25 protein-coding genes and 1 tRNA gene are annotated in these 24,983 nt (G+C 68.4%); 10 read left to right on the plus strand and 16 right to left on the minus strand.

Features of this window, described 5'->3' with window-relative positions; all coding sequences use genetic code 11:
• Both flgK and MKK70_RS29425 read right to left on the minus strand, forming a co-directional pair.
• Nucleotides 1-1,848, minus strand: a complete 1,848-nt coding sequence (gene flgK / locus MKK70_RS29420) for a flagellar hook-associated protein FlgK (protein WP_243951553.1) — start codon at nt 1,846-1,848, stop codon at nt 1-3.
• Between the two features lie 45 nt (nt 1,849-1,893).
• Nucleotides 1,894-3,327: a flagellar hook protein FlgE gene (locus MKK70_RS29425; protein WP_147725062.1), complete on the minus strand. Its 1,434-nt coding sequence runs from the start codon at nt 3,325-3,327 to the stop codon at nt 1,894-1,896.
• Nucleotides 3,328-3,567: 240 nt separating this feature from the next.
• Here MKK70_RS29425 and MKK70_RS29430 point away from each other — a divergent pair, with 240 nt between their 5' ends.
• Together MKK70_RS29430 and MKK70_RS29435 are read left to right on the plus strand one after the other, a co-directional pair.
• Nucleotides 3,568-4,035 (plus strand): BLUF domain-containing protein, encoded by a 468-nt coding sequence (locus MKK70_RS29430; RefSeq protein WP_147725060.1) that lies wholly within the window; start codon nt 3,568-3,570, stop codon nt 4,033-4,035.
• A gap of 121 nt (nt 4,036-4,156) precedes the next feature.
• Nucleotides 4,157-4,609 (plus strand): response regulator, encoded by a 453-nt coding sequence (locus tag MKK70_RS29435; protein WP_147725058.1) that lies wholly within the window; start codon nt 4,157-4,159, stop codon nt 4,607-4,609.
• A 31-nt stretch (nt 4,610-4,640) separates the two neighbouring features.
• Here the strand turns inward: MKK70_RS29435 and MKK70_RS29440 are convergent, their stop codons facing one another.
• Both MKK70_RS29440 and MKK70_RS29445 read right to left on the minus strand, forming a co-directional pair.
• On the minus strand, nt 4,641-6,257 hold the full coding sequence (locus MKK70_RS29440) for a peptide chain release factor 3 (protein ID WP_409568341.1): 1,617 nt from the start codon (nt 6,255-6,257) through the stop codon (nt 4,641-4,643).
• Nucleotides 6,258-6,414: 157 nt separating this feature from the next.
• Complete coding sequence (locus MKK70_RS29445) at nt 6,415-7,155, minus strand: SDR family oxidoreductase (protein WP_243951555.1); 741 nt, start codon at nt 7,153-7,155, stop codon at nt 6,415-6,417.
• A 75-nt stretch (nt 7,156-7,230) separates the two neighbouring features.
• On the opposite strand from MKK70_RS29445, the gene MKK70_RS29450 reads away from it, so the two are divergent.
• Together MKK70_RS29450 and MKK70_RS29455 are read left to right on the plus strand one after the other, a co-directional pair.
• Nucleotides 7,231-7,305: transfer RNA gene (locus tag MKK70_RS29450), tRNA-Gln, on the plus strand.
• Between the two features lie 120 nt (nt 7,306-7,425).
• Nucleotides 7,426-9,345, plus strand: a complete 1,920-nt coding sequence (locus MKK70_RS29455) for a DUF6538 domain-containing protein (RefSeq protein WP_243951556.1) — start codon at nt 7,426-7,428, stop codon at nt 9,343-9,345.
• 652 nt (nt 9,346-9,997) lie between these two features.
• Here the strand turns inward: MKK70_RS29455 and MKK70_RS29460 are convergent.
• Complete coding sequence (locus MKK70_RS29460) at nt 9,998-12,418, minus strand: PAS domain S-box protein (RefSeq protein ID WP_409568342.1); 2,421 nt, start codon at nt 12,416-12,418, stop codon at nt 9,998-10,000.
• Nucleotides 12,411-12,707: a type II toxin-antitoxin system ParD family antitoxin gene (locus tag MKK70_RS29465; RefSeq protein WP_313899123.1), complete on the minus strand. Its 297-nt coding sequence runs from the start codon at nt 12,705-12,707 to the stop codon at nt 12,411-12,413. The genes MKK70_RS29460 and MKK70_RS29465 overlap by 8 nt, the downstream gene beginning before the upstream one ends.
• 282 nt (nt 12,708-12,989) lie before the next feature.
• Between MKK70_RS29465 and MKK70_RS29470 the strand changes: the two genes are divergently transcribed.
• The 3 genes from MKK70_RS29470 to MKK70_RS29480 all read left to right on the plus strand — a co-directional run bounded on the left by MKK70_RS29470 (nt 12,990) and on the right by MKK70_RS29480 (nt 16,362).
• The gene (locus MKK70_RS29470) at nt 12,990-13,817 is read left to right on the plus strand and encodes an alpha/beta fold hydrolase (RefSeq protein ID WP_243951559.1); all 828 of its coding nucleotides are present in this window, start codon (nt 12,990-12,992) and stop codon (nt 13,815-13,817) included.
• Between the two features lie 42 nt (nt 13,818-13,859).
• On the plus strand, nt 13,860-15,059 hold the full coding sequence (locus tag MKK70_RS29475; protein WP_243951561.1) for an IS256 family transposase: 1,200 nt from the start codon (nt 13,860-13,862) through the stop codon (nt 15,057-15,059).
• Nucleotides 15,060-15,165: 106 nt separating this feature from the next.
• A complete protein-coding gene (locus MKK70_RS29480) occupies nt 15,166-16,362 on the plus strand; it encodes a hypothetical protein (RefSeq protein ID WP_243951562.1) in 1,197 nt (398 codons plus the stop codon).
• 219 nt (nt 16,363-16,581) lie between these two features.
• Here MKK70_RS29480 and MKK70_RS29485 read toward each other — a convergent pair whose 3' ends face one another.
• From MKK70_RS29485 to MKK70_RS29525, 9 genes are all read right to left on the minus strand, one after another.
• Nucleotides 16,582-17,370: a DUF2163 domain-containing protein gene (locus MKK70_RS29485; RefSeq protein ID WP_243951564.1), complete on the minus strand. Its 789-nt coding sequence runs from the start codon at nt 17,368-17,370 to the stop codon at nt 16,582-16,584.
• Between the two features lie 13 nt (nt 17,371-17,383).
• Nucleotides 17,384-18,025 (minus strand): DUF2460 domain-containing protein, encoded by a 642-nt coding sequence (locus tag MKK70_RS29490; protein WP_243951566.1) that lies wholly within the window; start codon nt 18,023-18,025, stop codon nt 17,384-17,386.
• Between the two features lie 14 nt (nt 18,026-18,039).
• Complete coding sequence (locus tag MKK70_RS29495; RefSeq protein WP_243951568.1) at nt 18,040-18,615, minus strand: phage tail tape measure protein; 576 nt, start codon at nt 18,613-18,615, stop codon at nt 18,040-18,042.
• 27 nt (nt 18,616-18,642) lie between these two features.
• Complete coding sequence (locus MKK70_RS29500; protein WP_243951570.1) at nt 18,643-18,828, minus strand: phage tail assembly chaperone; 186 nt, start codon at nt 18,826-18,828, stop codon at nt 18,643-18,645.
• A 29-nt stretch (nt 18,829-18,857) separates the two neighbouring features.
• Nucleotides 18,858-19,181, minus strand: a complete 324-nt coding sequence (locus MKK70_RS29505; RefSeq protein WP_147858893.1) for a gene transfer agent family protein — start codon at nt 19,179-19,181, stop codon at nt 18,858-18,860.
• Between the two features lie 110 nt (nt 19,182-19,291).
• Nucleotides 19,292-19,702 carry a phage major tail protein, TP901-1 family gene (locus tag MKK70_RS29510; protein ID WP_243951572.1) on the minus strand — a complete coding sequence of 137 codons (411 nt, stop codon included), beginning with the start codon at nt 19,700-19,702 and terminating at the stop codon, nt 19,292-19,294.
• Entirely contained in the window at nt 19,699-20,154 is a 456-nt protein-coding gene (locus tag MKK70_RS29515) for a DUF3168 domain-containing protein (protein ID WP_243951574.1), read from the minus strand. The genes MKK70_RS29510 and MKK70_RS29515 overlap by 4 nt, the downstream gene beginning before the upstream one ends.
• Nucleotides 20,151-20,522: a head-tail adaptor protein gene (locus MKK70_RS29520; protein WP_243951576.1), complete on the minus strand. Its 372-nt coding sequence runs from the start codon at nt 20,520-20,522 to the stop codon at nt 20,151-20,153. The genes MKK70_RS29515 and MKK70_RS29520 overlap by 4 nt, the downstream gene beginning before the upstream one ends.
• 39 nt (nt 20,523-20,561) lie before the next feature.
• Nucleotides 20,562-21,119: a hypothetical protein gene (locus MKK70_RS29525; protein WP_243951578.1), complete on the minus strand. Its 558-nt coding sequence runs from the start codon at nt 21,117-21,119 to the stop codon at nt 20,562-20,564.
• Nucleotides 21,120-21,155: 36 nt separating this feature from the next.
• Here MKK70_RS29525 and MKK70_RS29530 point away from each other — a divergent pair, with 36 nt between their 5' ends.
• From MKK70_RS29530 to MKK70_RS29540, 3 genes are all read left to right on the plus strand, one after another.
• A complete protein-coding gene (locus MKK70_RS29530; RefSeq protein ID WP_243951579.1) occupies nt 21,156-21,899 on the plus strand; it encodes a S1 family peptidase in 744 nt (247 codons plus the stop codon).
• Nucleotides 21,900-22,006: 107 nt separating this feature from the next.
• A complete protein-coding gene (locus tag MKK70_RS29535; RefSeq protein ID WP_147843740.1) occupies nt 22,007-22,882 on the plus strand; it encodes a S1 family peptidase in 876 nt (291 codons plus the stop codon).
• 181 nt (nt 22,883-23,063) lie between these two features.
• A complete protein-coding gene (locus MKK70_RS29540) occupies nt 23,064-23,639 on the plus strand; it encodes a PAS domain-containing protein (protein ID WP_147843741.1) in 576 nt (191 codons plus the stop codon).
• A gap of 54 nt (nt 23,640-23,693) precedes the next feature.
• Here MKK70_RS29540 and MKK70_RS29545 read toward each other — a convergent pair whose 3' ends face one another.
• Nucleotides 23,694-24,977, minus strand: a complete 1,284-nt coding sequence (locus MKK70_RS29545) for a phage major capsid protein (protein ID WP_243951581.1) — start codon at nt 24,975-24,977, stop codon at nt 23,694-23,696.
• Nucleotides 24,978-24,983 lie beyond the last annotated feature (6 nt).

A 24,983-nucleotide genomic window follows, 5' to 3' on the forward strand; every position in this document is an offset into this window, starting at 1 on the left:
TCAGATCCGCAGGAGGGTGTCGAGCATGTCGCGGGCGGCGGTGAGCACCCGGGCGTTCGCGGAATAGGCGGTCTGCAGGGCGATGAGGTTCGACATCTCCTCGTCCACGCTGACGCCGGCCGACTTCGCGAACCGGCCCTGAGCGGTCGAGAGCGCGACGCTCTGGCCCGAATCGAGGCTGGACGCGTTGGCCGCCGCCGCTCCCTGCGCGGCGATGATGTCCTGCGCGAAGCTCGTCACGCTGGTCGCATAGGGCGCGGCGACGCCGCCGATCCCGCTCGACGACGAGAAGGTCTGCTGCGCGGTGGTCAGCGCGTCGTAGGCGAATTGCGCCCGCGTGGCGCTCGACCCGGTGTTCGCCGGTCCCGGCGCCGTCAGCGCCGCGGTGTTGGCGCCGAGGGCCGGGTTGACGGTGATGCGCTGCGCGAAGCCGGTGAGCTGCGAGCCGGCATCGAACGACCCGGTGAACAGGCCCTTGCCCGATCCGTCGACGAACAGCGCGATCTGCGGGTAGGCGGTGGAGAAGTCGGTCGCGCTCGTCGGCGCGGTCTTCGTCGCCGTGGCGGCCACCACGCTGAGGCCGCCGCTGCCCGACACCATGACGGTCGAGCCGCTGGCGGTCGCGGACAGCGCCGAGCCATAGCCGCCGCCGAGCTTCCCCAGCGCAAGCTGGACGCCGGCGAGGCCCTTGGTGACGTCGAAGGTCTGCGCCAGCGCGGTGCCGTCGTCGGTCAGGCTCGGGTCGACCGACGTCGAGTCGCCCTTCGACGCGATCAGGATGACGTTGCGCATCGACCCGTTCGCGGCCTTCACCGTGAGGGTCAGCGTGTTGCCGGGCTGCATCCCGGTGAGGTCGATCGCCGTGCCCGCCCCGCTGGCGGTGCCGGTCGTGCTGGTGTCGGTGAGCGCGCTCGCCATCCCGGCGGCGAGGTCGTCGAGCTGGCGCTGCACCTGCGGCAGCGTCGTGTCGCGCAGCTCGAGGTTGGCGGCGATCGATCCGGAGCGCAGCACGCCCGGCTCGCCGAGGTCGATCTTGCCGCCGCCGGGCGTCGTCGCCGTGATGGTGCCGACGCTCCGCTTCGATGGATCGTTCGAATAGGCCGAGTTGGGCCCGAGGGTGGTGCGGCCGTCGAAGCTGAGCGTCGCCGCCGTGCCGCCGGCGACGAGGTTCACGCCGGAGCTGGTCGAGATCGAGACGGTGCCGTCGCGGTGGTCGGCGGTCTGGATGTCGAGGTAGCCGGACAGCTCGGTGATCTTCTGGTCGCGCTGGTCCTGCAGGTCGGCCAGGGTGGAATCGTCCGTGGTCGATTGGATCTTCACGTTGAGCGCGGCGATGCCGCTCAGCAGCGTGCTGGCGCTGGCGGTCTGGGTGCCGAGGCTCGCCTCGATGCCGCTGCGCAGGGCCTGAACGCTCGTCGCGATGCCGTTGATGCTGCCGGCGAGGCCCGAGGCGGCGTTGAGCACCGTCGTGCGGGCGGCGGCCGAGGTCGGGTTCGCGGCCAAGGTCTGAAGCGAGCCGGTGAAGGTGTTGACCAGGCCGTCAAGCGCGGTCGCGCTGCCCGGCGTGCCGAACAGCGTGTCGACCTGCCCCGCGATGTCGGCCCTGGTGCTGGTATAGGCGGAGCCGGCGGTCTCGAGGCGGAGCTGCTTCAGGGCGGCGGCGTCGAAGCTGCGCGTGATCGTCCCGGTCGACACGCCGGAATTGCCGACGCCGGACGAGATTGTGGTGATCGTCCGCTTGACGTAGCCGGCGGTGCTCGCGTTGGCGACGTTCTGCGAGACCAGACCGATGGCGGTCTGCGTCGCCTTGAGGCCGGCGGTGGCCGTCTGGAGGGCGTTCAGAGCCATGGCGCCGGAGGTCCTCTCTCACTGCCGCGTGCGGATGACATGACCTCAGCGGATGATGTTGAGCAGATCCGACATCATCGTCTGCGCGGTCGACATCACCTTCGTGTTGGCCGAGTACGCCTGTTGGGTAACGATCATCTTTGAAAATTCGCTTGCAATGTCTGTGTTCGATGATTCGACGCTGGCGCCCACGATCGTGGACCCGTCGAGGCCGGCCAGCGGCACGCCCGAATCGAGCGTCTGCGCGTAGGTCCCGTTCGACAGCGGCTTGAGCCCGTCCGGATTGATGAAGCGCGCGATGCCGACCGAGGCGAGCTTCACTGAGGAGCCGTTCGAGAAGGCGCCCATGATGCTGCCGTCGGTCCCGACCGAGACGGAGTTCAGGGTTCCGGCTGCGTAGCCGTCCTGCGTCAGGGCGTTCGTGGTCACCGCGCCGGACGCGGCGGCGTACTGGGTCAGCGTGGTCTTGTCGAAGGCGATGTTGATGCTGCCGAGATTGGTCCCGTTCACCGTCATGTCGGTGATCGTCGCGTCGCCGCCGGAGGGCTGGATCAGCTGTCCGCTGCTGTCGAAGGTAAAGCCGCTGCCCGCGTTGGTCCAGGCGCTCTTGGTTTGGTCGGCCGAGCTGTCGGCGGCGTAGAACAGGTTCCAGATCGCCGGCTGGGCCGCGGTCGCCGGCGTCGTGGTCGCATCCGCGAGTTTGGCGTCCTGGATCTTCGCCCAGCGGGTGGTGACCTGAACCGGTGCGCCGGTCGTGGTGTAGGCGGTCAGCGACGGGCCGGCGATGCTGCTGTTGACGAACGCGGGAGCGTTTCCGGCGCTGACCTGCTTGTTCGCCGTGGCGGTGCCGTCGGTCGCGGTGACGAGCGCGCTGGTGTCCGGGAGCCCGTTGGCGTCCTCCGGCGTGTAGAGCGCGGATCCACCGGCCTTGGACGCGTTGGTCGTGGCCGGCGTCGCCGGCAGGTTCGCGCCGTAGGTGATCGTGGTGGTCGGCTTCGCCGCCAGCGTCTGGTTGGCGATCTTGATCGGGCCGGAACTCGAGACCTGGCCCGTCACCGCATCGTAGTTCTGGCCCTGCAGGTAGCTCCCGGCGCCGTTGACGAGGAAGCCGTCCTTGTCCGGGGCGAAGTCGCCGCGCCGGGTATAGACCGGCGTGCCGGAGAAGGCGGCCTGCCCGTTGGCGTCCCCGGTCTTGGCCTGGACGGTGAAGAACCCGTCGCCGTTGACCGCCATGTTGGTCGCGACGGTCGACGAGGCGATGTTGCCCTGGAGGCTGTTGGTCAGCTGCGACTGGGCCAGCACCGTGCCGGCGACCTCATGCTTCGGCGTCTGCTCGGCCAGCAGGTCGACGAAGCTCGTGTCGATGCGCTTGTACCCGGTGGTCTGCGAGTTCGCGATGTTCCCGGAGATGTTGTCGATGGCGTAGGACTGGGCCTTCAGGCCCGAGACCGCCGTCTGCAACGCGGTGAAGATGTCCATGGCGCGCCGTCTTTCCCGGGTCGGCGACGCGCATGTGGCGGTCGCCTGATCGGGGATCGGCGCGCAACCGCCGTGCCAGGGCCAAGCCCTTGATATCGTTGAGCCGCCGTCGCCGAACCCGGCAGAAACCCACCGTTCCGGTCCGCCGACCCGGCAGCTTCTGCCGGCTGCGGCAGCGTTTACCGGCCCTTATCGTTGGCGCGGTAGAACCCGACGTCGTCCGCGGGACTCGGGACCCACATGCGTGCCAAGCGAACGAGCCTCGTCCACCTGATCTACTTCTCGCGCCTGACCCTGTCGTCGGACGTGCAGGTCCGCACCGGCCAGGTCGGCGAGATCACCCGGCACGCGCAGAAAAAGAACGAGTTCTCGGTGATCACCAGCTTCCTGCTGGTGGAGCAGAACTTCGCCGCGCAGGTGATCGAGGGCGAGCGCACCTCGGTGCACGAGACCTTCAACCGCATCTTCGCCGACGACCGCCACCGCGACGTGCAGATCTGCGAATGGCGCGAGATCACCAAGCGCGAGTTCGTCAATTCCTGCCGCAGCAGCATCCGCTCGTCGACGACCGACCCGCACTTCGCCAAGGCGAACCTGCTGCCGATGTTCCAGCGCGGCACGCCCAAGGCGAGCTCGATCCACGCGCTGGCGCTCGCGCTTCAGGCCGAGGAGATGTCCAAGCAGGGTATCGACCACCTCTTCATCTAAGGCGGGTCATTTCATTCCGGTGCAATCTCCGGGATGGAAGAGAGCAGTTTTTTCATCCCTTTCACCTAATCTCGCGATCGGACCTTGAACCCACGGCCCGCTCCATGCCGCAGACGATGTCATGACCGAGACGCCACCGATCCTCATCATTGACGACCAGGAAAAGCTCCTCCGCCTCATCGTGATGCTGATGAATCGCATCGGCTTCCCGGATGTCGAGGGCGTGACCGACGGCGTCGTGGCGCTGGAGCGGCTGCGCGAGCGGAAATACGCCCTCGTCATCTCCGACCTCGACATGGAGCCGATGGACGGCATCAGCCTGCTGCGCGAGATCCGCGCCGACGACGCGCTGATGAACACACCCTTCATCCTGACCGAGACGTCGTTCAACTTCGAGGACATCAACGTCGCCCACCAGGCCGGGGCCGACGCCTTCATCCTCAAGCCGTTCGACATGGCGGTGCTGAAGACCAAGCTGAAGCAGGTCCTCAACCGCAAGCCGCGCAAGCGCGAGGCGCCGATGGCCTCGGAATCGACACTCAGCGTCGATTTCCCGATGCTGGGCAAGTACTGATCCCGCGCCGGCGGCCGATCCGCGCCGGCGCTCAGGCCTGGCGCTTCTGGTAGTCCTTGATGTCGGTGAAGCGCACCGCCGGGTAGCGCTCCTCCTCGTAGCGCAGCGAGAAGGCGGTGGTCGCCATGAACACCGGGGCGCCGTCGAGGTCCTTCGCCATGGCCGAGCCGTGCGAATCGATGAACTTGTCGAGCTCAACCTCCGAATCCGACGCCACCCAGCGGCAGACCGAGAAGCGCGTCGCGTCGTAGTCGATCGGCAGGCCGTACTCGCCCTGGAGCCGCTCCTTCAGCACGTCGAGCTGCAGCGCGCCGACCACGCCGACGATCGCGCCCGAGCCGTCCTGCGGCACGAAGACCTGGACGACGCCCTCCTCGCCCATCTGCTGCAACGCCTCGCGCAGCTTCTTCGCCTTCATCGCGTCGGTGAGCTTGATCCGGCGCAGCAATTCGGGAGCGAAGCTCGGCACGCCGCGGAAGACGATGTCCTCGCCCTCGGTCAGCGTGTCGCCGATGCGCAACGTGCCGTGGTTCGGGATGCCGACCACATCGCCGGCGAAGGCCTCGTCGGCGATGGCGCGGTCCTGCGCGAAGAAGAATTGCGGGGCCGAGAGCGACATCGGCTTGCCGGTGCGCACGAGCTTCGCCTTCATCCCGCGCCGGAGCTGGCCGGAGCAGACCCGCATGAAGGCGATGCGGTCGCGGTGGTTCGGATCCATGTTCGCCTGGATCTTGAAGACGAAGCCGGTCATCTTCGGCTCGGTCGGGGCGACGGTGCGCTTGTCGCAATCCTGCCCGCGCGGCGGCGGCGCGAAGCGGGCGAGCCCGTCGATGAGGTCGCGCACGCCGAAATTGCGCAGGGCCGAGCCGAAGAAGACGGGCGAGAGATGGCCCTCGCGGAACGCCTCGAGATCGAAGGCCTTCAGCCCGCCCTCGGCGAGCTCGACCTCCTCGCGCCAGGCATCGGCCTCGCCGTTCTCGGTGAGCAGCCGGTCGAACAGCGGATCGGCGAAGCCGGCGACCGCTTCCGTCCCGGCGTCGTCGGCCGCGTCGAAGCGGCGGACCCGGTTGCCGCCGAGCTCGTAGGTGCCGGCGAAGTTGCGGCCGCGGCCGATCGGCCAGGTGATCGGCGCGACGTCGAGCGCCAGCGTCTTCTCGATCTCGTCGAGCAACTCGAAGGGCTCGCGCGCCTCGCGGTCGAGCTTGTTCACGAAGGTGACGATCGGGATGTCCCGCAGCCGGCACACCTCGAACAGTTTTCGCGTCCGCGCCTCGATGCCTTTTGCGGCGTCGATGACCATCACCGCGGAATCGACCGCCGTGAGGGTGCGATAGGTGTCCTCGGAAAAATCCTCGTGGCCCGGCGTGTCGAGCAAGTTGAAGACGCAGTCGCCGTACTCGAAGGTCATCACCGAGGTGACGACCGAGATGCCGCGCTCCTTCTCGATGCCCATCCAGTCCGAGCGGGTCGAGACGCGGTTGCGCTTGGCCTTGACCTCGCCCGCGAGCTGGATCGCGCCGCCGAACAGCAGCAGCTTCTCCGTCAGCGTGGTCTTGCCGGCATCCGGGTGCGAGATGATCGCGAAGGTGCGCCGCCGCGCCACCGGATCGGCGGGCGGCCTCGCCTCGGTCTTGGTCTGCGGCTGCATCAGCATCGTCAAAACGGCTCTCAGACCCGCATCCGGGGTCGGTGTCGTGGAGTTTCGGGCGGGCCTCCACACCCTTCGAACGGGGCGACCGACCTTTGCGCCCTCCTCTAGGCGCCCGGCCGCCGCTTGGCAAAGACGCGCTGGCGAAGCGACCGGCTCAGCCGCGGCCGATGAACGGCATCGCCGTGGCGGTCAGCGTCATGAACTGGACGTTGGCCGAGAGCGGCAACCCGGCCATGTAGAGAACGGCCTCGGCGACGTGCCGCGCATCCATCACCGGCTCCTGCCGGATCGACCCGTCGGCCTGCCGGACGCCGGCGGCGAACCCGTCGGTCATCTCGGTGGCGGCGTTGCCGATGTCGATCTGGCCGCAAGCGATGTCGTAGGGCCGCCCGTCGAGCGAGGTCGCGCGCGTCAGCCCGGTGATCGCGTGCTTGGTGGCCGCGTAGGGCGCCGAGTGCGGCCGCGGCACGTGGGCCGAGACGGAGCCGTTGTTGATGATCCGGCCGCCGCGGGGATCCTGCCGCTTCATCATCCGGAACGCGCCCTGCGTGCACAGGAACGCGCCGGTGAGGTTGGTGTCGACGCTGGCCCGCCAATCCTCGAGCGAAACCGCGTCGATGGCGGCGGCCGGCGTGAAGATGCCGGCATTGTTGAATAGGAGGTCGAGCCGGCCATGCGCCGCCGCCACGCGGGAAAACAGCCGATCCACCGAAGCCGGATCGGTGACGTCGGCTTCGACGACGAGCGCCGCGCCGATCTCGCCCGCCACCACGTCCAGAGCTGCGCGCCGCCGGCCGGCCAGCACGACGGCATAGCCGGCCCGCCCGAGCGCCAACGCCACCACCCGCCCGAGGCCGGACCCCGCCCCCGTCACCAAAGCCACCCTGCCGCCCATCGCGCGCCTCTCCACCGCCCCTGTCAAACCAGTTGCCTGTCCGCCCATCCACGTCTAGACAGCGCCGTCCTCTGGTGGGGCGTCGCCAAGTGGTAAGGCAGCGGTTTTTGGTACCGCCATTCCCAGGTTCGAATCCTGGCGCCCCAGCCAAAGGCCCAGGATTCTTAGCCGACCGTTGATTTCTCGGCTGTTTTCGGACCCGCCCGGGCCGACCGCTCCGTCCAGGTCCACTCGGGAGGTCCACTTGTCCGGACGGCAGGGATTCCTGCCTTGTCTCGCACCCACCTCCGCCGTCGCCGACAAACGGTCTTTTTTCGCCGTATCATCCCCCGTGACCTGCGCCAGCGGTTCGGCCAGCGTGAGATCCTGCGCTCTCTCGGCCACGCCACGCCCGGCGAGGCTCGTCGGATGGCGCAACGCCTGTGGGATGGGACAGAGACCTTGTTCACCCTCGTCCGTTTCAACCGGTCTCTCACGCGCGCCGATATCGCTCGGCTCGCGGAAGAGTACCTCGAATCCGAGTCTCTCAAGCACGATGGCCTGCTCGCCACCATTGGGCACTTTCCGGAACTCGAGGATCTCCCTCCGTCCGACAGCCCGGCCTCCGAAGACGAGATCGACGATAGCAGCGATCCCGCCCCGGACGCTCCGAAGGGGACCCTTAATGACCCAGCCGAATGGCTCGACCTTTATGAGAGCCGATTGAACGGCCTGAAGCGCGACCGATCACTCAACAATTTTACGGCCGTTCGCGACACCGCAAAGGATCTCGCTGCGCGCAACGAGATCGACCTCGACTCGTACCCCCATGCAAACGCGCTTTGCCGCGCCTTGCTCGACGCCGACATCACGATCACCGAGGAGAAGCTGACCTTTCTCCGCGACGTCGTTCTGCCTCACCACCCTCGGCACACGACGACCCGTCGTACGATCGCACCGGCTCCGCTCTCCCAGCCCAGGGCACCAGAACCCGCGATGCTGCGCGGGGCACAAAAGCTTTTTAGCGAGAGCTGGGCGATTTATGCGCGGGACCGCGTCGACAGCGGTGACTGGAAAGCGTCGAATGAACGGCAAGCCCGGTCGACGGGACGCATGTTCGTCGAGATCTGCGGGGACAAGCCGCTGAGCGCCTATGGGTCGGCGGATGGGGCTGCCTTCAAGCGTGCTCTGCTCGCGTTGCCGGCCAACTACGACAAGAACACCGAGTGGCGCGACATCCAGCGCCGGTGCGGCATCCGTGGCTTGATCGACCATTGCAGCGGCAAGCCCGGGATCGATCGACTGAAGCCGCAAACCTTCAATCGGCACCTGGCCGCCTTGTCGGGCATCTGGCCTTGGGCCCAGACCAACGAAGTCGTCGCCAAGGGTCTCCCCTCGATCTTTGAAGGTCTGCACATCAACCTGAAGCGCGCGCGAGGAAAGCTCCATAGAGCGCGAGACGAACGGCCGATGTGGGATCAGACCGAACTCGCGGACGTTCTGAATGCACCCTTGTTCACGGGTGTTCGAAGTCGTCGGAGCTGGAAAAGGCCGGGACCGAACGTCTTGCGCGACGAGCGGTACTGGGGCGTCCTGATCGGCTGTCACAGCGGTATGCGTCGTGGCGAACTCTTCCAGCTCCGCGTGCGGCACGTCGTGCAGGATGCAGAGACCGGTATTTGGTACTTCAATTTGACGGAACGAACCCTCGAGCTGAAAGCGGAGGGCAGTGCCCGCTGGGTCCCTCTTCATCAAAATCTGCTGAAGCTGGGCTTGCTTGAAGCGTTGGTACACCGACGAGGAGAGCATGAATTGCTCTTGCCGGAGGGCGATGAAGGCCCCGAGCAACAGGATGATCTCGACGACGGCGACAGCGCGTCATCTGGCAGCGCCTTCGGAAAGTGGTTTCAGCGCTTCAAATCGGAATACGGCGTGCGTAATGAGGTGGTGTTTCATTCCTTCCGGCACACGGTGACAACGCTTCTTTGCAATGTCGGGGTTCAGCGAGAATTCGTGGAAGAGCTCATCGGCCATGAAAGCAAGGAAAGGCGTTCTGAAATCAAGCGTTACAATAAGGGCCAAACCCTGTTAATGCTCAAAAATGTCATCGATCGACTTGTTCTTCCGATAGACTTGAAGAGAATCATGGAAGCGGCGCCGACCGACGGTCCTTGCGCAGCGTTCCATCCAAGACAGCCGTCGGCCCTATAGAATACGACAGGACGATTCGTATTGGGCTTTGATCGGCGCAATATTAATTATAATATAAAAGCTGATATGCTCCCGAAAGTGTTAATTATACAATGCGACAGTCAAGATTGTTTAAAACGCTTTACCTGCGTTCCGAAAGAGAATTCGATTTAATGCAATCAGCCGTGTGCGTAAAAGCCGTTTGCGGCACGAGGATGCGGCCGCAATTTCCGCTTACAGGCTATTCCTGACGCTGACATCTATGACCGGGTAGGGTGGTTTCCTGCTCGTCCGCTTCCGGAGAGCGGATGCATCGAAGCGGACATAGCCCCTGGGACCGCTCACGACCCCTTGCCGACCTTCGGAAGGTCCGCTCCCAGGCTGTTGAGGTACAGGCCAACGTCCGGGTTGGGTGGTTTCCTGCCCGTCCGCTTCTGGAAGGCGGATGCATTGAAGCAGACATAGCCGCGGGGACCGCTCCCGACCCTTCTCGGACCCTCGAAAGGTCCGCTTCGCAACAGCTTGGTGGAGGATGATCTACATCTGGATCAGGTGGGGAGCAGGGGTTCAATGGATGCGTCAGGGATGTCCGGTATTCGGGTTGAGCCAGCCGGGCCCGTCATTCCCCAAGCAGCCGCAATCTGGAAACCTTCGACACCGCTTCGCGGGTACGTTACCGACCCATGATGCGTTTGCGCCGCTGCCACTTGGCAACTTTGTGCAACAGGCGGGAGAGATCTTCGACCGAGTAGGGCTTGTGCAGTAGCTCGAAGCCGTAGGTGCCATTCTGCGCCAGGACGTGGCTATAGCCCGATGCCAGTAGGACGGGGAGGTCGTGGTATTCCGAGCGGATGCGGTGTGCGAGGTCAATGCCGTTCATGCCGGGCATCACGACATCGGAGAACACCACGTCGAAGCGGTCAGCATCTTTCGCGAGTTCGGCCAGTGCCTCCTCGGCGTTGGCTGCCCAGACTGTCACGTAGCCAAGGTCCGCCAATGTCTGAACCGCGAAGGTACCGACCTCGACGTTGTCCTCCACCACCAGCACGCAGGTGCCGTGGCCATCCATCAAGGGCTCCAAGTAGTCGGTGCCCGTCGCCGGCGCAGCGTTTCCGATACGTGGGAGATACAAGGTGAAGGCGCTGCCCTTACCGACCGTACTCGTCACCGTGACCTCGCCGCCCGACTGCTTGGCGAAGCCGAACACCTGTGACAAGCCAAGGCCGGTGCCCTGGCCGACCCCCTTGGTGGTGAAGAACGGCTCGAAGATCTGCTCCAGACGTTCCTCGGGGATGCCGCTGCCGGTGTCGATGATCGAGACGGCCACGAACGCGCCTGCGACAGCCCCGTGGGTTCGGACGGCCGGCATTTGCTCAACGGCCTCCACACTGATCGTGATCTGACCTTCGCCGTCCATCGCATCACGCGCATTGATGGCCATGTTGACTAGGGCCGTGTCGAACTGGCTCGGATCGGCGTTGAGGAAGCAGGGTACGTTCGGAAGCTCCGTCACGATCCTGATCCGGGAGCCGGTCAGGGTTCCCATCATGTCGCTGATCGCTCGTACGCTCTCGGTGGCGTCGAACACCTCCGGTTTAAGTGTCTGCCGCCGCGCGAATGCGAGGAGTTGACCTGTCAACTTTGCGGCGCGGTCCACTGTATCTGAGATCGCTGTGACGTAGCGGGTCCGCCGCTCAGGGGCGAGATCGGGCCGCTTCAGCAGGTCGGTTGAGGATTTGATGACCGTCAGGAGGTTGTTGAAGTCATGCGCCACGCCTCCGGTGAGCTGCCCGATGGCTTCCAGCTTCTGAGACTGGCGAAGGGCTTCCTCCGCCCTCAACAAGGCGCCAGCCTGCTGTTTGCCGACGGTGATATCGCGGCCTGTGGCGTAGGTCATGTCGCCGGCCGGAGCCCCTACCCACGAGATCCAGCGGACGGAACCATCTTTGTGGCGGTAACGGTTCTCGATCCTGGGCAGCCCACCTTCCGCCGCAAGCTCGACGGCATCCGTCGTCTCGTTATGGTCGTCAGGGATGACGAACTCATTGACGTGGTGGCCGACCAGTTCGTCCGCGCCATAGCCGAGAACCGTCATCCACGCTGGGTTCACGCGCCGGAACACACCCTCGAAGTCGATGATGAGCATCAGGTCGGGTGAAGTCTCCCACATGCGGTCGCGCTCGACCGTCCGCGCCGCCAGCTCCGCCTCGCTCTCTTTGATCGCCGTGATGTCGCGCGCGGAGCAATAAACCTTGCCCTCATCCGGAACCGCGACCCAAGACAACCAGCGCCACGTGCCATCCCTGTGTCGGTAGCGGTTCTCGAACCGGAGCGCGGGTGATCCGAGCTGGATCGCCGCGTCCCAAGCCGCATGCGTCACCGCTTGGTCGTCGGGGTGGATGAAATCGAAGAAGACCGTGCGGGCAACCTCCTCTTCCGACCAGCCCAGCACGTCAGCCCAGGCGGGGTTGGACGCCTCGAAGTACCCGTCCGCGTTGAGCACACCCATGATGTCGGGGCTCACCCGCCACGTCTTGCCTCGTGCCAGCGCACGCTCAGCGACCTTGTGCTCTAAATCAACGTTCAGGTCGCGCAGCGCGGTTGCCGTGCGGTGCTGCTCCGTGAACTCCACGCCCTGATTGAGCAGGCCGAGAATGCTGCCCTTCTCGCCGCGAATGGGTGTGGCGGTGATGTTCCAGTAGGTGATCTCACGTATGCCGCGCCGGACCATCGGCAGTTCCACGTCGGTCTGAGCGAAGCCTTCCCCCGTCGCCATCGTTTGATGGAACGGAGCCGCGATGAGATCCCAGGTCTCGCCCCAGACCTCTGCGACCGGGAGGCCGAGCGCGTGCGGATGACGGTCGGCCAGCGAAGGCACGTAGGCATCGTTGTAGAGCATGATGAGATCTGGTCCCCAGAGGACCGTGCTCAACATGGGCGAGTTCAGGCAGGCGGAGACCATCGAGAGTAGCGGCAATGGCCACGTGTCCAGGGGACCGAGCGGTGTCGCGGCCCAATCATGGGCGCGCATCCGTTCTCCCATCTCGCCTCCACCGGCGAGGAAGGTGTTCCGGTGGTCCGTCGTGTCAAGCACGGACGTTCGACTTCGGTGCCGCGTTCGACCTATCCCGGCGCATCACTGTTTCATCGCGGTCGAGCAGCCGCAGTGCAGCCCGCACGACCTCGCTGGCGCTAGCGAAGCGGCCGGACTGGATGCACGCCCTCACGAGGGCGTCCTGCTCCTGGGTGATCGAGACAGTGAGTGTTCTGCGCACAGGCATGGCCATCGGAATGCTGTGCGGTGTACGAAGGCTTCTTACAAGACCAATCCCGCCAGAGCCGGCAGATTGTCTGCTGCTGGACAAGTCCGGACCTTGCGGCATGTCGCTAGGATGGTGCGCGTTGGGTCGCTGGCGGAACGTCCGCTTCAGGGCGAAGGGTCAGGGTCCGCTCCCCACCCCGAGCCGACGTTGCCGGACGGCCGACGAATGGCCGCTTTCGGGAAGCGCCCATGCCGATCTAAGCGGCCGGGTTGGGTCGGAAGCGGGAGGACCGCTCAGGGGCACTCGACGTCAGAGAGCCCTGCGATTGGATCGAGTGGGAAGTGGTCGTTGCGGCCTGTCCAACGGGAAGGCCCTATCTCTCCCCCGCAGAGGAGATGAGTTATGCCGACACAGACAGTCCTGGCCGCTGCAACGGCCCTGGCGCTTGGACAAGGAACGCCGCAGCCGCTTCCCTCCACCCAGGCTACGACGACTTACCATCGGGTCGAGGTAAATGGTGTTGGCATCTTCTACCGCGAGGCAGGGCCGCGCGATGCGCCCACGATCTTACTGCTGCACGGCTATCCGTCGTCATCCCGGCAGTGGGACCCGCTGCTGCCGCTGCTCGCCGATCGCTACCACCTGATCGCGCCGGACTACCCTGGCTTCGGTCAGAGCGATGCGCCGACGCCCGCGCAATACACCTATACCTTCGACAACCTCGCCGCGACGATGGAGGGCTTGACCGCGCAACTCGGCCTCGCGCGGTACACGCTGTTCATGCAGGATTACGGCGGCCCGGTCGGCTTCCGCATGGCGCTCGCCCATCCCGACCGGGTGAGCGCGCTGATCGTCCAGAACGCCAACGCCTACGTGGAGGGGCTCGGAGCGAAGTGGCAGGGCATCGGCCAGTACTGGGCCGACCCCGCAGCCCATCCCGAGCAGGTCGACGCCTTCATGTCCCTCGAAGGCGCCAAGCAGCGCCATCTCGGCACCAGCCCGAACCCGGAGCGGTACAACCCGGACACCTGGATGGACGAGTACGCGATCCTGTCCCGGCCGGGTGAGCGGGACATCCAGGCGGCCCTCCTTTCCGACTACCAAACGAACGTCGCATCCTATCCAGCTTGGCAGGCGTGGATGCGCGCGCAACCGCTGCCGACCCTCGTGCTGGGTCGTGTCCCAGGCGGTGGTGTAGCTGAGGGGTGGTCATCGGCGGTTGCCGGGTAGGGTCGGGTTGCGACGACCAACCCCGAACCCGAGAGACCCCCGATGACCGACGAGATCATGGCCCTGCGCGGGCTGATGGAGAAGAGTGCCGACGCCGATCTGCTGCGCGAGATGATCGGTTTTGCAGCCGAGCGACTGATGGAGCTGGAGGTGGGCGGCCTGACCGGCGCGGCTCACGGCGAGAAGAGCGCCGAGCGTCTGGTCCAGCGCAACGGCTACCGTGACCGGGACTGGCAGACGCGCGCCGGCACAGTCGAACTGCGCATCCCGAAGCTGCGCAAGGGCTCGTACTTCCCCGGCTTCCTTGAGCCGCGTCGCATGGCGGAGAAGGCGCTGACGGCGGTGATCCAGGAGGCCTACATCCAGGGCATCTCGACCCGCTCGGTGGATGATCTGGTCCAGGCCATGGGCGGCACGGGCGTGTCGAAGAGCCAGGTCTCGCGCCTGTGCCAGGAGATCGACGAGCGGGTTGGCGCATTCCTCGACCGCCCCATTGAGGGCGAGTGGCCGTACCTCTGGATCGACGCGACCTACGTGAAGGTCCGCCAGGACGGGCGCATCGTCTCGGTCGCCGTCATCGTGGCGGTCGGCGTGAACACCGACGGCCGCCGCGAAGTCCTCGGCATGGATGTCGGCCCGTCGGAAGCCGAGACGTTCTGGACGGACTTCCTGCGCAAGCTCGCCCGGCGCGGCCTGCGCGGGGTCAAGCTCGTCATCTCGGACGCTCACGAGGGCATCAAGGCCTCGGTGGCCAAGGTGATGAACGCCACCTGGCAGCGTTGTCGGGTGCACTTCATGAGGAATGTGCTCGCCCATGCCGGCCGCAGCGGGCGGCGCGTCGTCTCGGCCTTCATCGCCACCGCTTTCGCCCAGGATGATGCCGAGGCGGCCCGTCAGCAATGGCGGCGGGTGGCCGACCAACTCCGCCCCAAGGTGCCCAAGCTCGCCGCCCTGATGGACACGGCCGAGCCCGACGTGCTGGCCTACATGGGCTTCCCGGCCGCCCACCGGGTCAAGCTGCACTCGACCAATCCGTTGGAGCGCCTGAACGGCGAGATCAAGCGCCGGACCGAGGTGGTCGGCATCTTCCCCAACGAGGCTGCCATCACACGTCTCGTCGGCGCGATCCTGCTCGAACAGAATGACGAATGGGCCGTCCAGCGGTCGCGCTACATGACCCTGGAAAGCATCGCCCCGATCGGCGATGATCCCCTGGTCAGCCTGCCCACTCTGGCAGCCTGATCGTCCCGGCCCAAGCCGGTGATCGTGGTGGTCCTCACCGAGCTACACCACGCCAAGGGACACGACCCCGCTCTATGCGGTGATCCGCGCGAGCGAAGTTTTTGGTATGGCCGATCTCTATGGCACCTCGCGCACTTTTCAAACGCTCAGCCCGGACGAACGAACCGCCGCTGGTGACGCCGGCTTCGCATCGCTCAGCAGTGGACGCGTCGGCATCTGCGATCTGATGGAGCGCGTCCGAAGAAGATGCACAGGTCCCGCCTCAATCTCGGCGAGGCCAAGTGCCGTTTACGGAAACCTACACGCTTGGTTGTATCACGCGAAAGACCCGGCATACGCCTCAATCAAGGATTACGCTGCGGAATACATCATAGGCCATTCCGCAAGTCATCTCCGCGGGTCACTCTTTGGACGTAAGATCATCGACCGGCCCTGGTACACGATCTGGACGGCCAGCGTGGCTTTCGACATCGACCCCGGTCGACTTCGCAATGTCATGACGGCCGCGGGGCGGATCAGTCCCGAGGAAGCTGCGCTCTCGAACGATCGCATCGTCATTCCCGCAGCCGACCTACAGACACTCCTTCAAGAACTCCGAGGCTGCGTAGGCTGGAGCAGTTTGACTTCCCTCCTCGGCGTCCCCCGCCGAACCGTCGGGGAATTCGTTGGGCCTGGGTTCATCGAACCCATGGTCGAGAAAGCCGATCATCGTTTGAAGAGCGACCTCTTTCGCAAGTCCGACATCTGCGATCTCCTCGATCGCATGCTTCAGAACGCAACGGTCGTGGACACTCCGTCGCCTGAATTATTCGACTTTCTGTCGACGCGACGTCGGTCCCTAACACGAACGAAAGACCTAATAACGATGCTACTCGAACGCCGTCTGACCCGTGTCCAACGATGGAGGGGAGCAAGCGGAGTTCCAAGCATCTATCTCGACCCCGAGGAAGTTCGACGGGTCGCTTTTCCAGAAAAGTTAAACGGCCCGACATTCAAGAAAGCTGCCGCCCTACTTCGGATCCACCCCGCAGCTGTAAATGCGCTTGTCGCGCATGGCTATTTAACAGCCCAAAATCTGAATTCTTCCCGGGAGCGGGATGCAACCAAAATCATACCGTGGAACACCATTGAAAGTTTTCGACAAACATATATCACTCGGTTCGAGTTTGCTCGCTCGCTTGGCGTATCATATTCCGCCCTCGACAAAATTTTGAGCGAACGTAATATATTTACAGTGCAATCCGTCAATGAAATTGGCGTAAATTTATACTTACGAAGCGAAGCTTCGATCATACGAACCTAGCCTCGCAGATAGGAAGCGTATCGATTTGGCGGTCGCTTCGCTGCTGACAACGGTCGGCAGCTACGAGTCGATCTCGTGGCCCGCGTTCCCAATGCGCTTGCAGTCCCCCCCCGGCATCAACCAACGTAGCAGCAAACCCTAGAAGCCACGAGAAAGGCACGTCCTGCAGTGTGCTGGTTTGCGGGCAAACTATGGTTCCCATTGCGGGCCAACCTGCGTCTAAGGTGCGGCCTCCCCTATAGGATTTGCGGTCGAACATGAGGTCGCGGCACAGTCGCAGCCGGCGACGAGGGTGAAGGCGTCGCCCGGCGCGATGCCGCGCGGCGGCGCCTCCCACAACTCGATCAGGGTGCCGAGATGCGTGCGCACGTCGCCGGACAGGCCGGCATTGGCGCCCGCGGTCCAGCTCAGGCGGCCGCCGCTGAACAGCCCGTCGGCGAAGGTACCCGCGACCGCCGCGGACAAGGTGCCGGGCTCCGGCAGGCCGTCGACCGTGCCGTCGGTGCGGAACCGCGCGACGTCGACGCCGCAGCGGGCGTCGCCGAGGTCGGCGCCGCAGGTGGCGCGGTAGCTGCGGCCGCGCTCGGCGTCGAGCCGGTCGGCCAGGCCCCGCACCTCCGCGACGAAGGCGTCGCCCGCCCGGCGGATCTCGCCGAGCGTGCCGACGTCGAGCAGCAGGCGGGTGTCCGGGTCGGTCCAGTCCACCAGCCAGGTCTCGATCCCGGCGCCGTCGTAGAGGCCGCCGGCGATGTCGGCCTCGGTCAGCCCGAGGCTCGCGAGCGCGCCGGAGACGTCGCCGCCGGAGACGGCGAAGCCGAGCTCGGCCGCAGCTTCGGCCGCTTCCAGCCCGGTGCGGGCGGCGTAGGTCAGGCCCGCCACGGCGAGGTCGCGGTCGTGGTCGGTGAAGCCGAGGGCGACGCCGTCGCGGCGGCGCAGGGCCCAGCATCGGCAGAGGGTGGTGACCCCGCCGGCGCGGTGGGCGGCGAAGGCGGGCGGCAGGTCGCGCATGGTTCCGAACTCCCTACGGCACGATCTCGACGAGCGGCACCTTCGGGATCTCGCCCGCGGCGAACGCTTCGAGGTTGACGACGAGGTCGTCGGTGTCGAACCGGACCGGCACGTCGAAGGCGAAGCCCGCGGTGATCACGGCGCCGGCCGCCGGCACCGAGCCGGCGCCGAACACGACCAGCCCGGTCGCGGGATCGCAGGCGAAGCCCGCGGCCGCCACCTCGATCCCGGCGACCGCCACCCGCACGCTCCCCGCGACCGGCTTGGCGATCGTCCGCCGGTAGGGCGTCGGCCCGGCACCGTAGGTCTTCGCCAGAGGGAAGGCGGCGGTCGCGCCGTCGCCGATGCCGAGGCGCTGGTCGGTCGGCGCCGGCACCCGGCCCGGCGGCCCGGAGCGGAAATCGGCCCGGTCGCGATAGCGGAAGCCGTAGAGCCGCCCGCGCCGCTCCTCGAAGAAGCCCAGAACCGCATGGAGCGTGTCGAGCGAGCGGATGCCGAAGCCGGCATCGTAGCGCCGGCGCGAATCGGCCCAGCGGCTGTTGCGGTGCTCCCGCCCCGAGGCCAGCGTGACGATCTCGGTCAGCCGGCTCGGGCCGCCGCTGCCGCGCAGCGCCACGTCGAGGGGAAAGGACACCTCGTGGAAATCGTCCGGCATCGGTCCTCCTCCGATCATAGCGCCCGCTGGCCGCGCGCCACGGCGCGGGCGAGGCTCGCGGTCACCTGCGCCTCGGACTTGCGGAACGAGGTTGCGTCCGGCGTCGCGATGTTGACGGTGACCGCGACGGGCCGGCCGCCCGATCCGGCGCCGACCCCGAGGCGGCCGTCGGGGCCGCGGCGCAGCGGCAGGATCGCCTCGGGGCCGGCCTCCCCCATCAGGCCGGTGCCGCCGCTCATCGGGAAGTAGGTCGGCGCCGCGACGACCCCGCCGCCGGCGAAGGCCCGCACCCGGCCGCCCTGAAGCACGCCGCCGCGGGCGAACGCCGCGTCCGCCCCCACGCTCGAGCCGAGCAGGCCGTCGACCAGGCCGATGAGGCCGGTGCGGACCGGCTTGAGCGCGGCCTGGACCGCCGCCCCGGCGAGCCGCGTGCCCAGCGACCCGAGCACCCCGTCGAGCTGCCGCCCGGAGCTGAGGCTTCGGGTCAGGGCCGTCGACAGGCTCTGCCCGAAGCGCTGGGCGAGCTTGTCCAGGGTGTCGAGCTGCTTGATGCGGGCGGCGTTCGCCCGGTCGAGGTCGGTCTCCGCCATGGTGGCCTCCAGCGACGCGGACCGGCGTCAGGTTGCGTCCGGATGGTCGGCGATCAGCCGCGCCAGCCCGTCGCGGCCGAGCGCTCCGCACCCGGTGCGGAGACCGGCGGCGGAGAGCAGCTCGCGCGGCGTGGCGCGCCAGAAATCGCGCGGGCGCCAGCGCAGGCGCCCGAGCCCGAGCGCCAGCGCGTCGTCCCACGGGAAGGCGGGCATCGGGCCCGGCGCGCTCCCGCCCGTGGGGCTCAAGGGTCCGCGGGCGGTTCCCCGAAGGCGGCGACGAGCGCCTCGCCGAGGGCGCCGGCGAGGGGCTCCAGGCCGCCGGCCAGCGGCAGGGCGGCGACCGCCGCGTCGTCGAGGGCGTGGCCGCCGCCCCGGAGCGCCGCGCCCAGCAGCGCGATCAGGTCGCGCGCCGCGAGCCGGCCGGAGGAAAAGCGCTCGGCCAGGCCGACGAGGTCGCCCGCCTGCAGCGCGGCCTCGAGTTCCGCCAGGGCGCCGAGCGTCAGGCAGAGGGTGTAGCGGGTGCCGCCGAGATCGAGCGGCACCTCGCCGCGCCTGCGGTTGACCATGAAGGGGTTCTCCGGGGTGGCCTTCGACCGGAACCGGCCGACGGCGTCCGCCGCACCGGCGGCGGCGCGCGGTCGCGCTCGCCGACCGGCGTCGGGATGCCCGTGCCGGCTCAGAGCGCGGTGAAGGCGATGGCGCCGGCCGATTCCAGGCTCAAGTCGAAGGTCACCTCGCCGGCGTGATCCCCGCGGTATTCCAGCGCGGTGATCTGGAACGGCCCCTCGAGGGTGCCGAAGGCCGGCACCACCACCTGGAAGGTCTCGATGACCCCGTCGAAGAACACCTGCCGCAGGCGCAGGTCGGAGGCCTCGTCGCGGAACACGCCGGAGCCCGAGATCGCGGCCCGGCGCGCGCCGGCACCGGCGAGGAGCTCGCGCCAGCGCCCGGCGGAATCGGCGTTGGTGACGTCGACGGCCTCGGCGTTGAACGCGATCTGGCGGGCGCGCAGGCCCGCCACCGCGACGAAGCCGCCGGCGCCGTTGCCGGCGCGGACCAACAGGTCCTTCCCCTTCTGAGCGGTCATGTCGGGTTCCTTTCGGTGACGGCCTGGAGCGTGAGGACGGCGCGGGCCTCGCCGGTGCGCTCGTCGCGCCGCGCGGCGATGGCCTGGACGCGCAGGGTCACGAGGGCGTGGCCGGTGAGCGCCAGGGCCGGATCGGCGACGAGGAGCGACATCCGCTCGGCGGCGTCGAGCGCGGTGCGGACCGAGCCGGGCCGGGCGAACACCACGAGCGCGTGGTTGTGCTGGTGGCGGACGGCGCCGTCGACGGAATCGTCGCGGATCTCGGCGTCGCCGAACAGGGCGTAGACCGGCTGCGCGCCGGCCGGCGGCTCGTCGTAGAGCCGGAACGTGCCCCCCATCAGCCGGGCGAGCGCGGCATCGGTGGAGAACCGCGCGATGAGCGCCGCGCGCAGGGCGAGGAGCGGGCTCGGCGCCGGCGGGGCGAGGGCCGTGCCGGGCGATGCGTCGGTCATGGGCTCGCCTCCGACAGGGCCTCGACATGGCAGACGAGGTCGCGGCCGCGCTCGTCCGAATCGACGATCGTCCGGATGGCGAAGCGGCGCGGGCCGGCGGCGAGCCGCATCGCCGGCGTGAGCCCGGTGCGCCCCCGCAGGGTGATGCGGTGGGTCGCGACGCTGTCGTCGCGCCCGCCGCGGAGGCGCTCGACGGCGCCGACCGGCTCGATCGCCCCCCACAGCACCGGCCCGGCGACGTAGCGCCGGAGGATGCCGCCGAACCCGTCGGGCTCGTCCACCGGCAGCTCCAGCACGAGCCGGCGCCGGCGCGTGCCGATCGCCCGCGGAACGGTGTCGGGCATGGTGGCCTCCGGGGTACGGGACATCGCGAAGCGGGTTCGGGCGAGCGCGTCCGGCGGCGCGGATCAGAGCCGCAGCCGGCGGAACAGCGCGGTCGCCGACGCGAGGTCGGCCCCGTCCGAGAAGGCGTCGTCGCCGCGGTGCTCGTACCGGGCGGCGGCGCGCCGCAGCACGGCGAGCCTCAGTGGCGGCGGGATCGGAGGCCCGTCGCCGCCGTATCCGGCCACGAGATCGACCAGCACGGCGCGCCCGGCCGCATCGGGGATCGCGGCGAAGAGCAGGCCCGGCGCCTCGATCCGGTCGGCGGCGAGGCTCGCCGAGCCCGCGGCGAATTCGGCGATGCCGCCATCCGCCGCGGAGAACCCGGCGCGCACCAGGGCGACGAGGGGGCTCAGCGGCACCGACACGCGCCCGTCCGCGGGCAGCCGGTCCAGCACCATCCGCCAGGTGCCGGGCACGAGGATGCGCCGGGTCTCGGCCTCGACCTCGCTGCGGGCAGCCGCGATCAGGCCGGCGAGCAGGTCGTCCTCGGTGGCGTCGTCCGGGTCGAGGCGCAGGTAGCCGCGCAGCTCGGGCACGCTCACCGGCTCGACGACGGCGCCGGCCACGCGTATCGGCATCATCGCGCATCTCCATGAAGCGTGGATCGAGGGGTCTCGATGGTGTTCGGACAGCGCGTTCCCCGCCCGGTCGCGATCGGCCTGGCGTGGCTCGCGACCCTGGCGTGGGCCGGCGGGCCGGCGCATGCCGTGGTCGGCGGCGCCGAGGCGACGCCCGAGGGCGCGGTGATGGTGCTGTCGTCGAAGGGCGGGGTCTGCTCCGCCGTGGTGGTGGCGCCGGACACGGTGCTCACCGCCGGCCATTGCGCCGGCGCGGGCCTCGAGCACCGCGTCCATTTCCGCGACGCGTCCGGGCAGCCGGTCCTCGTCGAGGTCGCGGCCCGGGCGGTCCATCCGGGCTACGATGCCGGGGCGATCGCCGGCCGGCGGCGCTCGATCGACCTCGCGCTGCTGCGCACGGCGACGCCGCTGCCGCCGCGCTTTTCCCCGGCGACGTTCAGCACCGCGAGCCCGCGGGCCGGCGAGACGCTGACGCTGGCCGGCTACGGCGCCGAGCGGCCCGGCGACCCGCGCTCGACCGGTACCTTCCGCAGCGTCGCCCTGCCGGTGATCGAGCCCTACGGCCCGAGCCGCATCCTGGTCTGGCTCAAGGCAGCGGGCCGCGCCGGCGGCTGCCAGGGCGATTCCGGCGGCCCGGTCTCGGACGCGGCGGGCGTCGTCGCCGTCACCGCCTGGATCGGCGGCGCCTGCGGTGGCCTGACCCAGGCCGTCCGCGTCGCGCCGCAGCGCGACTGGCTCGACCGCACGCTCGCCGGCTGGGACCGGACGGCGCGCTGGCACTGAGCCGGCGGTCCCGCCGGCCCCGAGGAACCGAACCTTGGCCGACGGATTGCTTTACGTTAGGCTTCAGTCCCACCTGCCGAGAGCGCCCTCGGCCCCCGGAGAGAACGATGCTCGCCACTGTGCTCCGCGGCGCCCTGCTCGGCGGCCTGTCCGTCGGCCTCCTCGGCTCGCTGCCGGCACCGGCTTCGGCCGTGATCAACGGCGAGGTGACCCGCGACCCGAACGGCACGCGCAACTTCGTGGTGCGGATCGAGAGCACCCAGGGCGAGATCTGCTCGGGCACGCTGATCGCGCCCGATCTCGTGCTGACCGCAGCCCATTGCGTGATGCAGCCGGCCGGCTACAGCATCGTGGCGGTCGACCGCGGCTTCCGCCAGCGCCGCGTCTCGGTGATCGCCGCCTCAATGCATCCCGAATTCGTCCCCGGCACCACGCCGGAGGACCAGCCGGGCGTCGACCTCGCCCTGCTCAAGCTCGAGCAGCCGCTCGGCACGGACTACGCGCCCCTCGATCCGCGCGGCGCCGGCTCGATCGGCAACGGCGACGCGGTCGACATCGCCGGCTTCGGCGTCGTCGCCGAGAACCGCCGCAACACCGCCCGCACCCTGCGCCAGGCGCACCTCGTCTCGATCGGGTCGCTGCAGGTCGCCAACCGCGTCACCGTCGTCACCGACCGCCGCCGCATGGCCGAGACCGCCGGCGCCGGCGCCTGCCTCGGCGATTCCGGCGGCCCGATCCTGTCGGGCGGCCCCGGCGGCTACCAGATCGTCGGCGTGGTGAGCTGGTCGAGCGGGGCGATGCGCCAGGACGCCCGCCGCCGCACCGCCTGCGGCGGGTTCACGGCGGTGACGCCGGTGGCCGAGCACACCGGGTGGATCGCGGCACGCTCGGCCGAGCTTTCCCGGATCGAGGTCGGCCAGGCGATGCCGGCCGGCCGCGGCAACCGCTCGGATTGGATGGCCCGGCCCGGGCGCAACCGCTGAACCCTGACCCGAACCGGAATTTGCAGAAGGACCAGGTTTCACGTGCGGTCGCGCGATCGTCGCCCGTGCATCTGGTCGATTGCATTTTCAATTCAGTGAATGATACCGCTTGATGCGATGGCGCCGACGCATCCGGCCTCAACCGGAACGCGATGCGGCTTCGCTCCCGGGAGCATCGCTCATGTTCGACGGCTCGACACCCGCCACGCCCTCGCTCGCCTCGGCGCTCATCGCCTTCGGGTTCGTCGGCGCCTGGGAGACGAACGTCGCGGCCGGGCGCTCGGTCCTCGACGAGGGTGCCTGCGACGTGATGGCGGGCGACGCGTCGCTCGCCGGCAAGCCCCTCACGCTCGACGAGTCGCTCGCGCGCATCCACCCGGAGGATCGCGACTGGGTGTTCGACCGGATCAGGCAGGTGCGCGAGACCGGCGGTTCGTTCTCCGCCGACTTCCGGATCGTCACGGAAGGCGGCGACATCCGCTGGATCCGCAACCGCGGCCACGTGACCCGGACGGAGACCGGCATGCACGGCCACGGCGCCTTCTTCGACGTCACCGACACGCGCGCGAAGCTCGACGTCCTGCCCCGGCCGAAGCTTCGCCTGCTGCCCCCGGCCGATCCGCTGGAGCAGGCCGCCGACCAGATCCTGGCCGCCCGCGTGGCGATCGACCGGACCGGGCAGAAGCGCCTGCGCACCCTCGTCGATACGCTGCTGCTAGAGGTGGGCCGCGCCCTGGCACGGCGCCAGGGCGCGTGAGGCCGGCCCGGGGCGGGCCGTCGACGCGGGCGGGGACGCCGCCCGCGGCCCGGATCAGGCGAACTTCAGCAGCTTGATCGCGGCGAAGTCCTGCACGCCGCCGCCGACGCGCTTGGTGGTGTAGAACAGCACGTAGGGCTTGGCGGAATACGGGTCGCGCAGCACCCGCAGGCCGGTGCGGTCGACCACGAGGTAGCCGCGGCGGAAATCGCCGAAGGCGAGCGCGAGGCTGCCGGCGGCGATGTCGGGCATCGCCTCGGCCTCCGTCACCGAGAAGCCGAGCAGGGTCGCGGCCCGGTCCGAGGCGGTCGGCGGCAGCCAGAGATAGTTGCCCTCGTTGTCCTTGAACTTGCGGATCGCGCTCTGCGTGCGCCGGCTCATCACGAAGCCGGCGTTCTGGCGGTAGCCGGCCTTGAGGCCGTAGACGAGGTCGAACAGCACGTCGGCCGGGTTCGCCGCCGGGAAGGCGCCGGCCGTGCCGGTGCCGACGATCCCGATCTTGCCCGGCACCCAGGCGTCGTTGCCCACGGTGTCGTAGCTGAGGAAGCCGCGCGGGCGGCTGACGCCGTTGCCGGTGACGAAGGCGACGCTCTCCTGCTCGGAGAACGCGGTCTCGACCTCGTCGGCGAGCCAGGCGTCGATGTCGACCACGGCGTCGTCGAGCAGGGTCTGGGTCGCGGCCGGCATGGCGTAGAGCTCCATCGCCGGGAAGTTCAGCTCCGACAGCACCGGCCCGTCGGTGGCCGGGCGCGGCGCGGTCTCGGCGATCCAGCCGGCGATTGGGGCGCCGGTCGCCACCGCGCGCTTGTACTGGCCGCCCGAGATGGTGCGGACGCTGGCGATGGCACGGATCGGCGACAGGTCGGCTAGGCGCTTGAGCACCTCGCGCTCGATGGTCTGCGGCACGAGGTAGCCGCCGTCCGGGCCGGATCCGGCCGAGAGCGCCTTGGCCTCCAGGCTCTTCAGGCCGCCGCTCTCGCCGGCGCGGACGTAGAGGTCGAACGCCGTCTTGTGCTCGTCGGCGGCCGCATCGCGCGGCTGCTCGGGCCGGCCGAGCGGCGGGCGGGCGCGGTCCAGGGTGATCCGGTCGAGGCGCGTCCGAGCACTGTCCAGCGCCGCATCGATCCGCGCGAGCTTCTCCTCGGTGAGCACGTCGGGCCCGAGCCGGCCCTCGATCTGGGCGAGCCGGGTGTCGTTGGTCTCCTTGAAGGCCTCGAAGGCCTGGGTCAGCCCGTCGAAGGCGTCCCGCGCGGTGCCCGGCTCGGCGCCGGGCCGCCCGGCCTTGTTCTCCAGCAGCACGCGATCGGACTTGGTATCGAAGGTCTCGTGACGGGTCATGTGAGC

Source organism: Methylobacterium sp. E-041, from assembly GCF_022829665.1.
In the GTDB taxonomy this organism is placed as follows: domain Bacteria; phylum Pseudomonadota; class Alphaproteobacteria; order Rhizobiales; family Beijerinckiaceae; genus Methylobacterium.

Coding starts and splice junctions, on each gene's coding strand:
- flgK (WP_243951553.1), bottom strand. CDS start 1,848: ATGGCTCTGAACGCCCTCCAGACGGCCACCGCCGGCCTCAAGGCGACG.
- MKK70_RS29425 (WP_147725062.1), bottom strand. CDS start 3,327: ATGGACATCTTCACCGCGTTGCAGACGGCGGTCTCGGGCCTGAAGGCC.
- MKK70_RS29430 (WP_147725060.1), top strand. CDS start 3,568: ATGCGTGCCAAGCGAACGAGCCTCGTCCACCTGATCTACTTCTCGCGC.
- MKK70_RS29435 (WP_147725058.1), top strand. CDS start 4,157: ATGACCGAGACGCCACCGATCCTCATCATTGACGACCAGGAAAAGCTC.
- MKK70_RS29440 (WP_409568341.1), bottom strand. CDS start 6,257: ATGCAGCCGCAGACCAAGACCGAGGCGAGGCCGCCCGCCGATCCGGTG.
- MKK70_RS29445 (WP_243951555.1), bottom strand. CDS start 7,155: ATGGGCGGCAGGGTGGCTTTGGTGACGGGGGCGGGGTCCGGCCTCGGG.
- MKK70_RS29465 (WP_313899123.1), bottom strand. CDS start 12,707: ATGCCGCAAGGTCCGGACTTGTCCAGCAGCAGACAATCTGCCGGCTCT.
- MKK70_RS29470 (WP_243951559.1), top strand. CDS start 12,990: ATGCCGACACAGACAGTCCTGGCCGCTGCAACGGCCCTGGCGCTTGGA.
- MKK70_RS29475 (WP_243951561.1), top strand. CDS start 13,860: ATGACCGACGAGATCATGGCCCTGCGCGGGCTGATGGAGAAGAGTGCC.
- MKK70_RS29480 (WP_243951562.1), top strand. CDS start 15,166: ATGGCCGATCTCTATGGCACCTCGCGCACTTTTCAAACGCTCAGCCCG.
- MKK70_RS29485 (WP_243951564.1), bottom strand. CDS start 17,370: ATGCGCGACCTGCCGCCCGCCTTCGCCGCCCACCGCGCCGGCGGGGTC.
- MKK70_RS29490 (WP_243951566.1), bottom strand. CDS start 18,025: ATGCCGGACGATTTCCACGAGGTGTCCTTTCCCCTCGACGTGGCGCTG.
- MKK70_RS29495 (WP_243951568.1), bottom strand. CDS start 18,615: ATGGCGGAGACCGACCTCGACCGGGCGAACGCCGCCCGCATCAAGCAG.
- MKK70_RS29500 (WP_243951570.1), bottom strand. CDS start 18,828: ATGCCCGCCTTCCCGTGGGACGACGCGCTGGCGCTCGGGCTCGGGCGC.
- MKK70_RS29505 (WP_147858893.1), bottom strand. CDS start 19,181: ATGGTCAACCGCAGGCGCGGCGAGGTGCCGCTCGATCTCGGCGGCACC.
- MKK70_RS29510 (WP_243951572.1), bottom strand. CDS start 19,702: ATGACCGCTCAGAAGGGGAAGGACCTGTTGGTCCGCGCCGGCAACGGC.
- MKK70_RS29515 (WP_243951574.1), bottom strand. CDS start 20,154: ATGACCGACGCATCGCCCGGCACGGCCCTCGCCCCGCCGGCGCCGAGC.
- MKK70_RS29520 (WP_243951576.1), bottom strand. CDS start 20,522: ATGTCCCGTACCCCGGAGGCCACCATGCCCGACACCGTTCCGCGGGCG.
- MKK70_RS29525 (WP_243951578.1), bottom strand. CDS start 21,119: ATGATGCCGATACGCGTGGCCGGCGCCGTCGTCGAGCCGGTGAGCGTG.
- MKK70_RS29530 (WP_243951579.1), top strand. CDS start 21,156: ATGGTGTTCGGACAGCGCGTTCCCCGCCCGGTCGCGATCGGCCTGGCG.
- MKK70_RS29535 (WP_147843740.1), top strand. CDS start 22,007: ATGCTCGCCACTGTGCTCCGCGGCGCCCTGCTCGGCGGCCTGTCCGTC.
- MKK70_RS29540 (WP_147843741.1), top strand. CDS start 23,064: ATGTTCGACGGCTCGACACCCGCCACGCCCTCGCTCGCCTCGGCGCTC.
- MKK70_RS29545 (WP_243951581.1), bottom strand. CDS start 24,977: ATGACCCGTCACGAGACCTTCGATACCAAGTCCGATCGCGTGCTGCTG.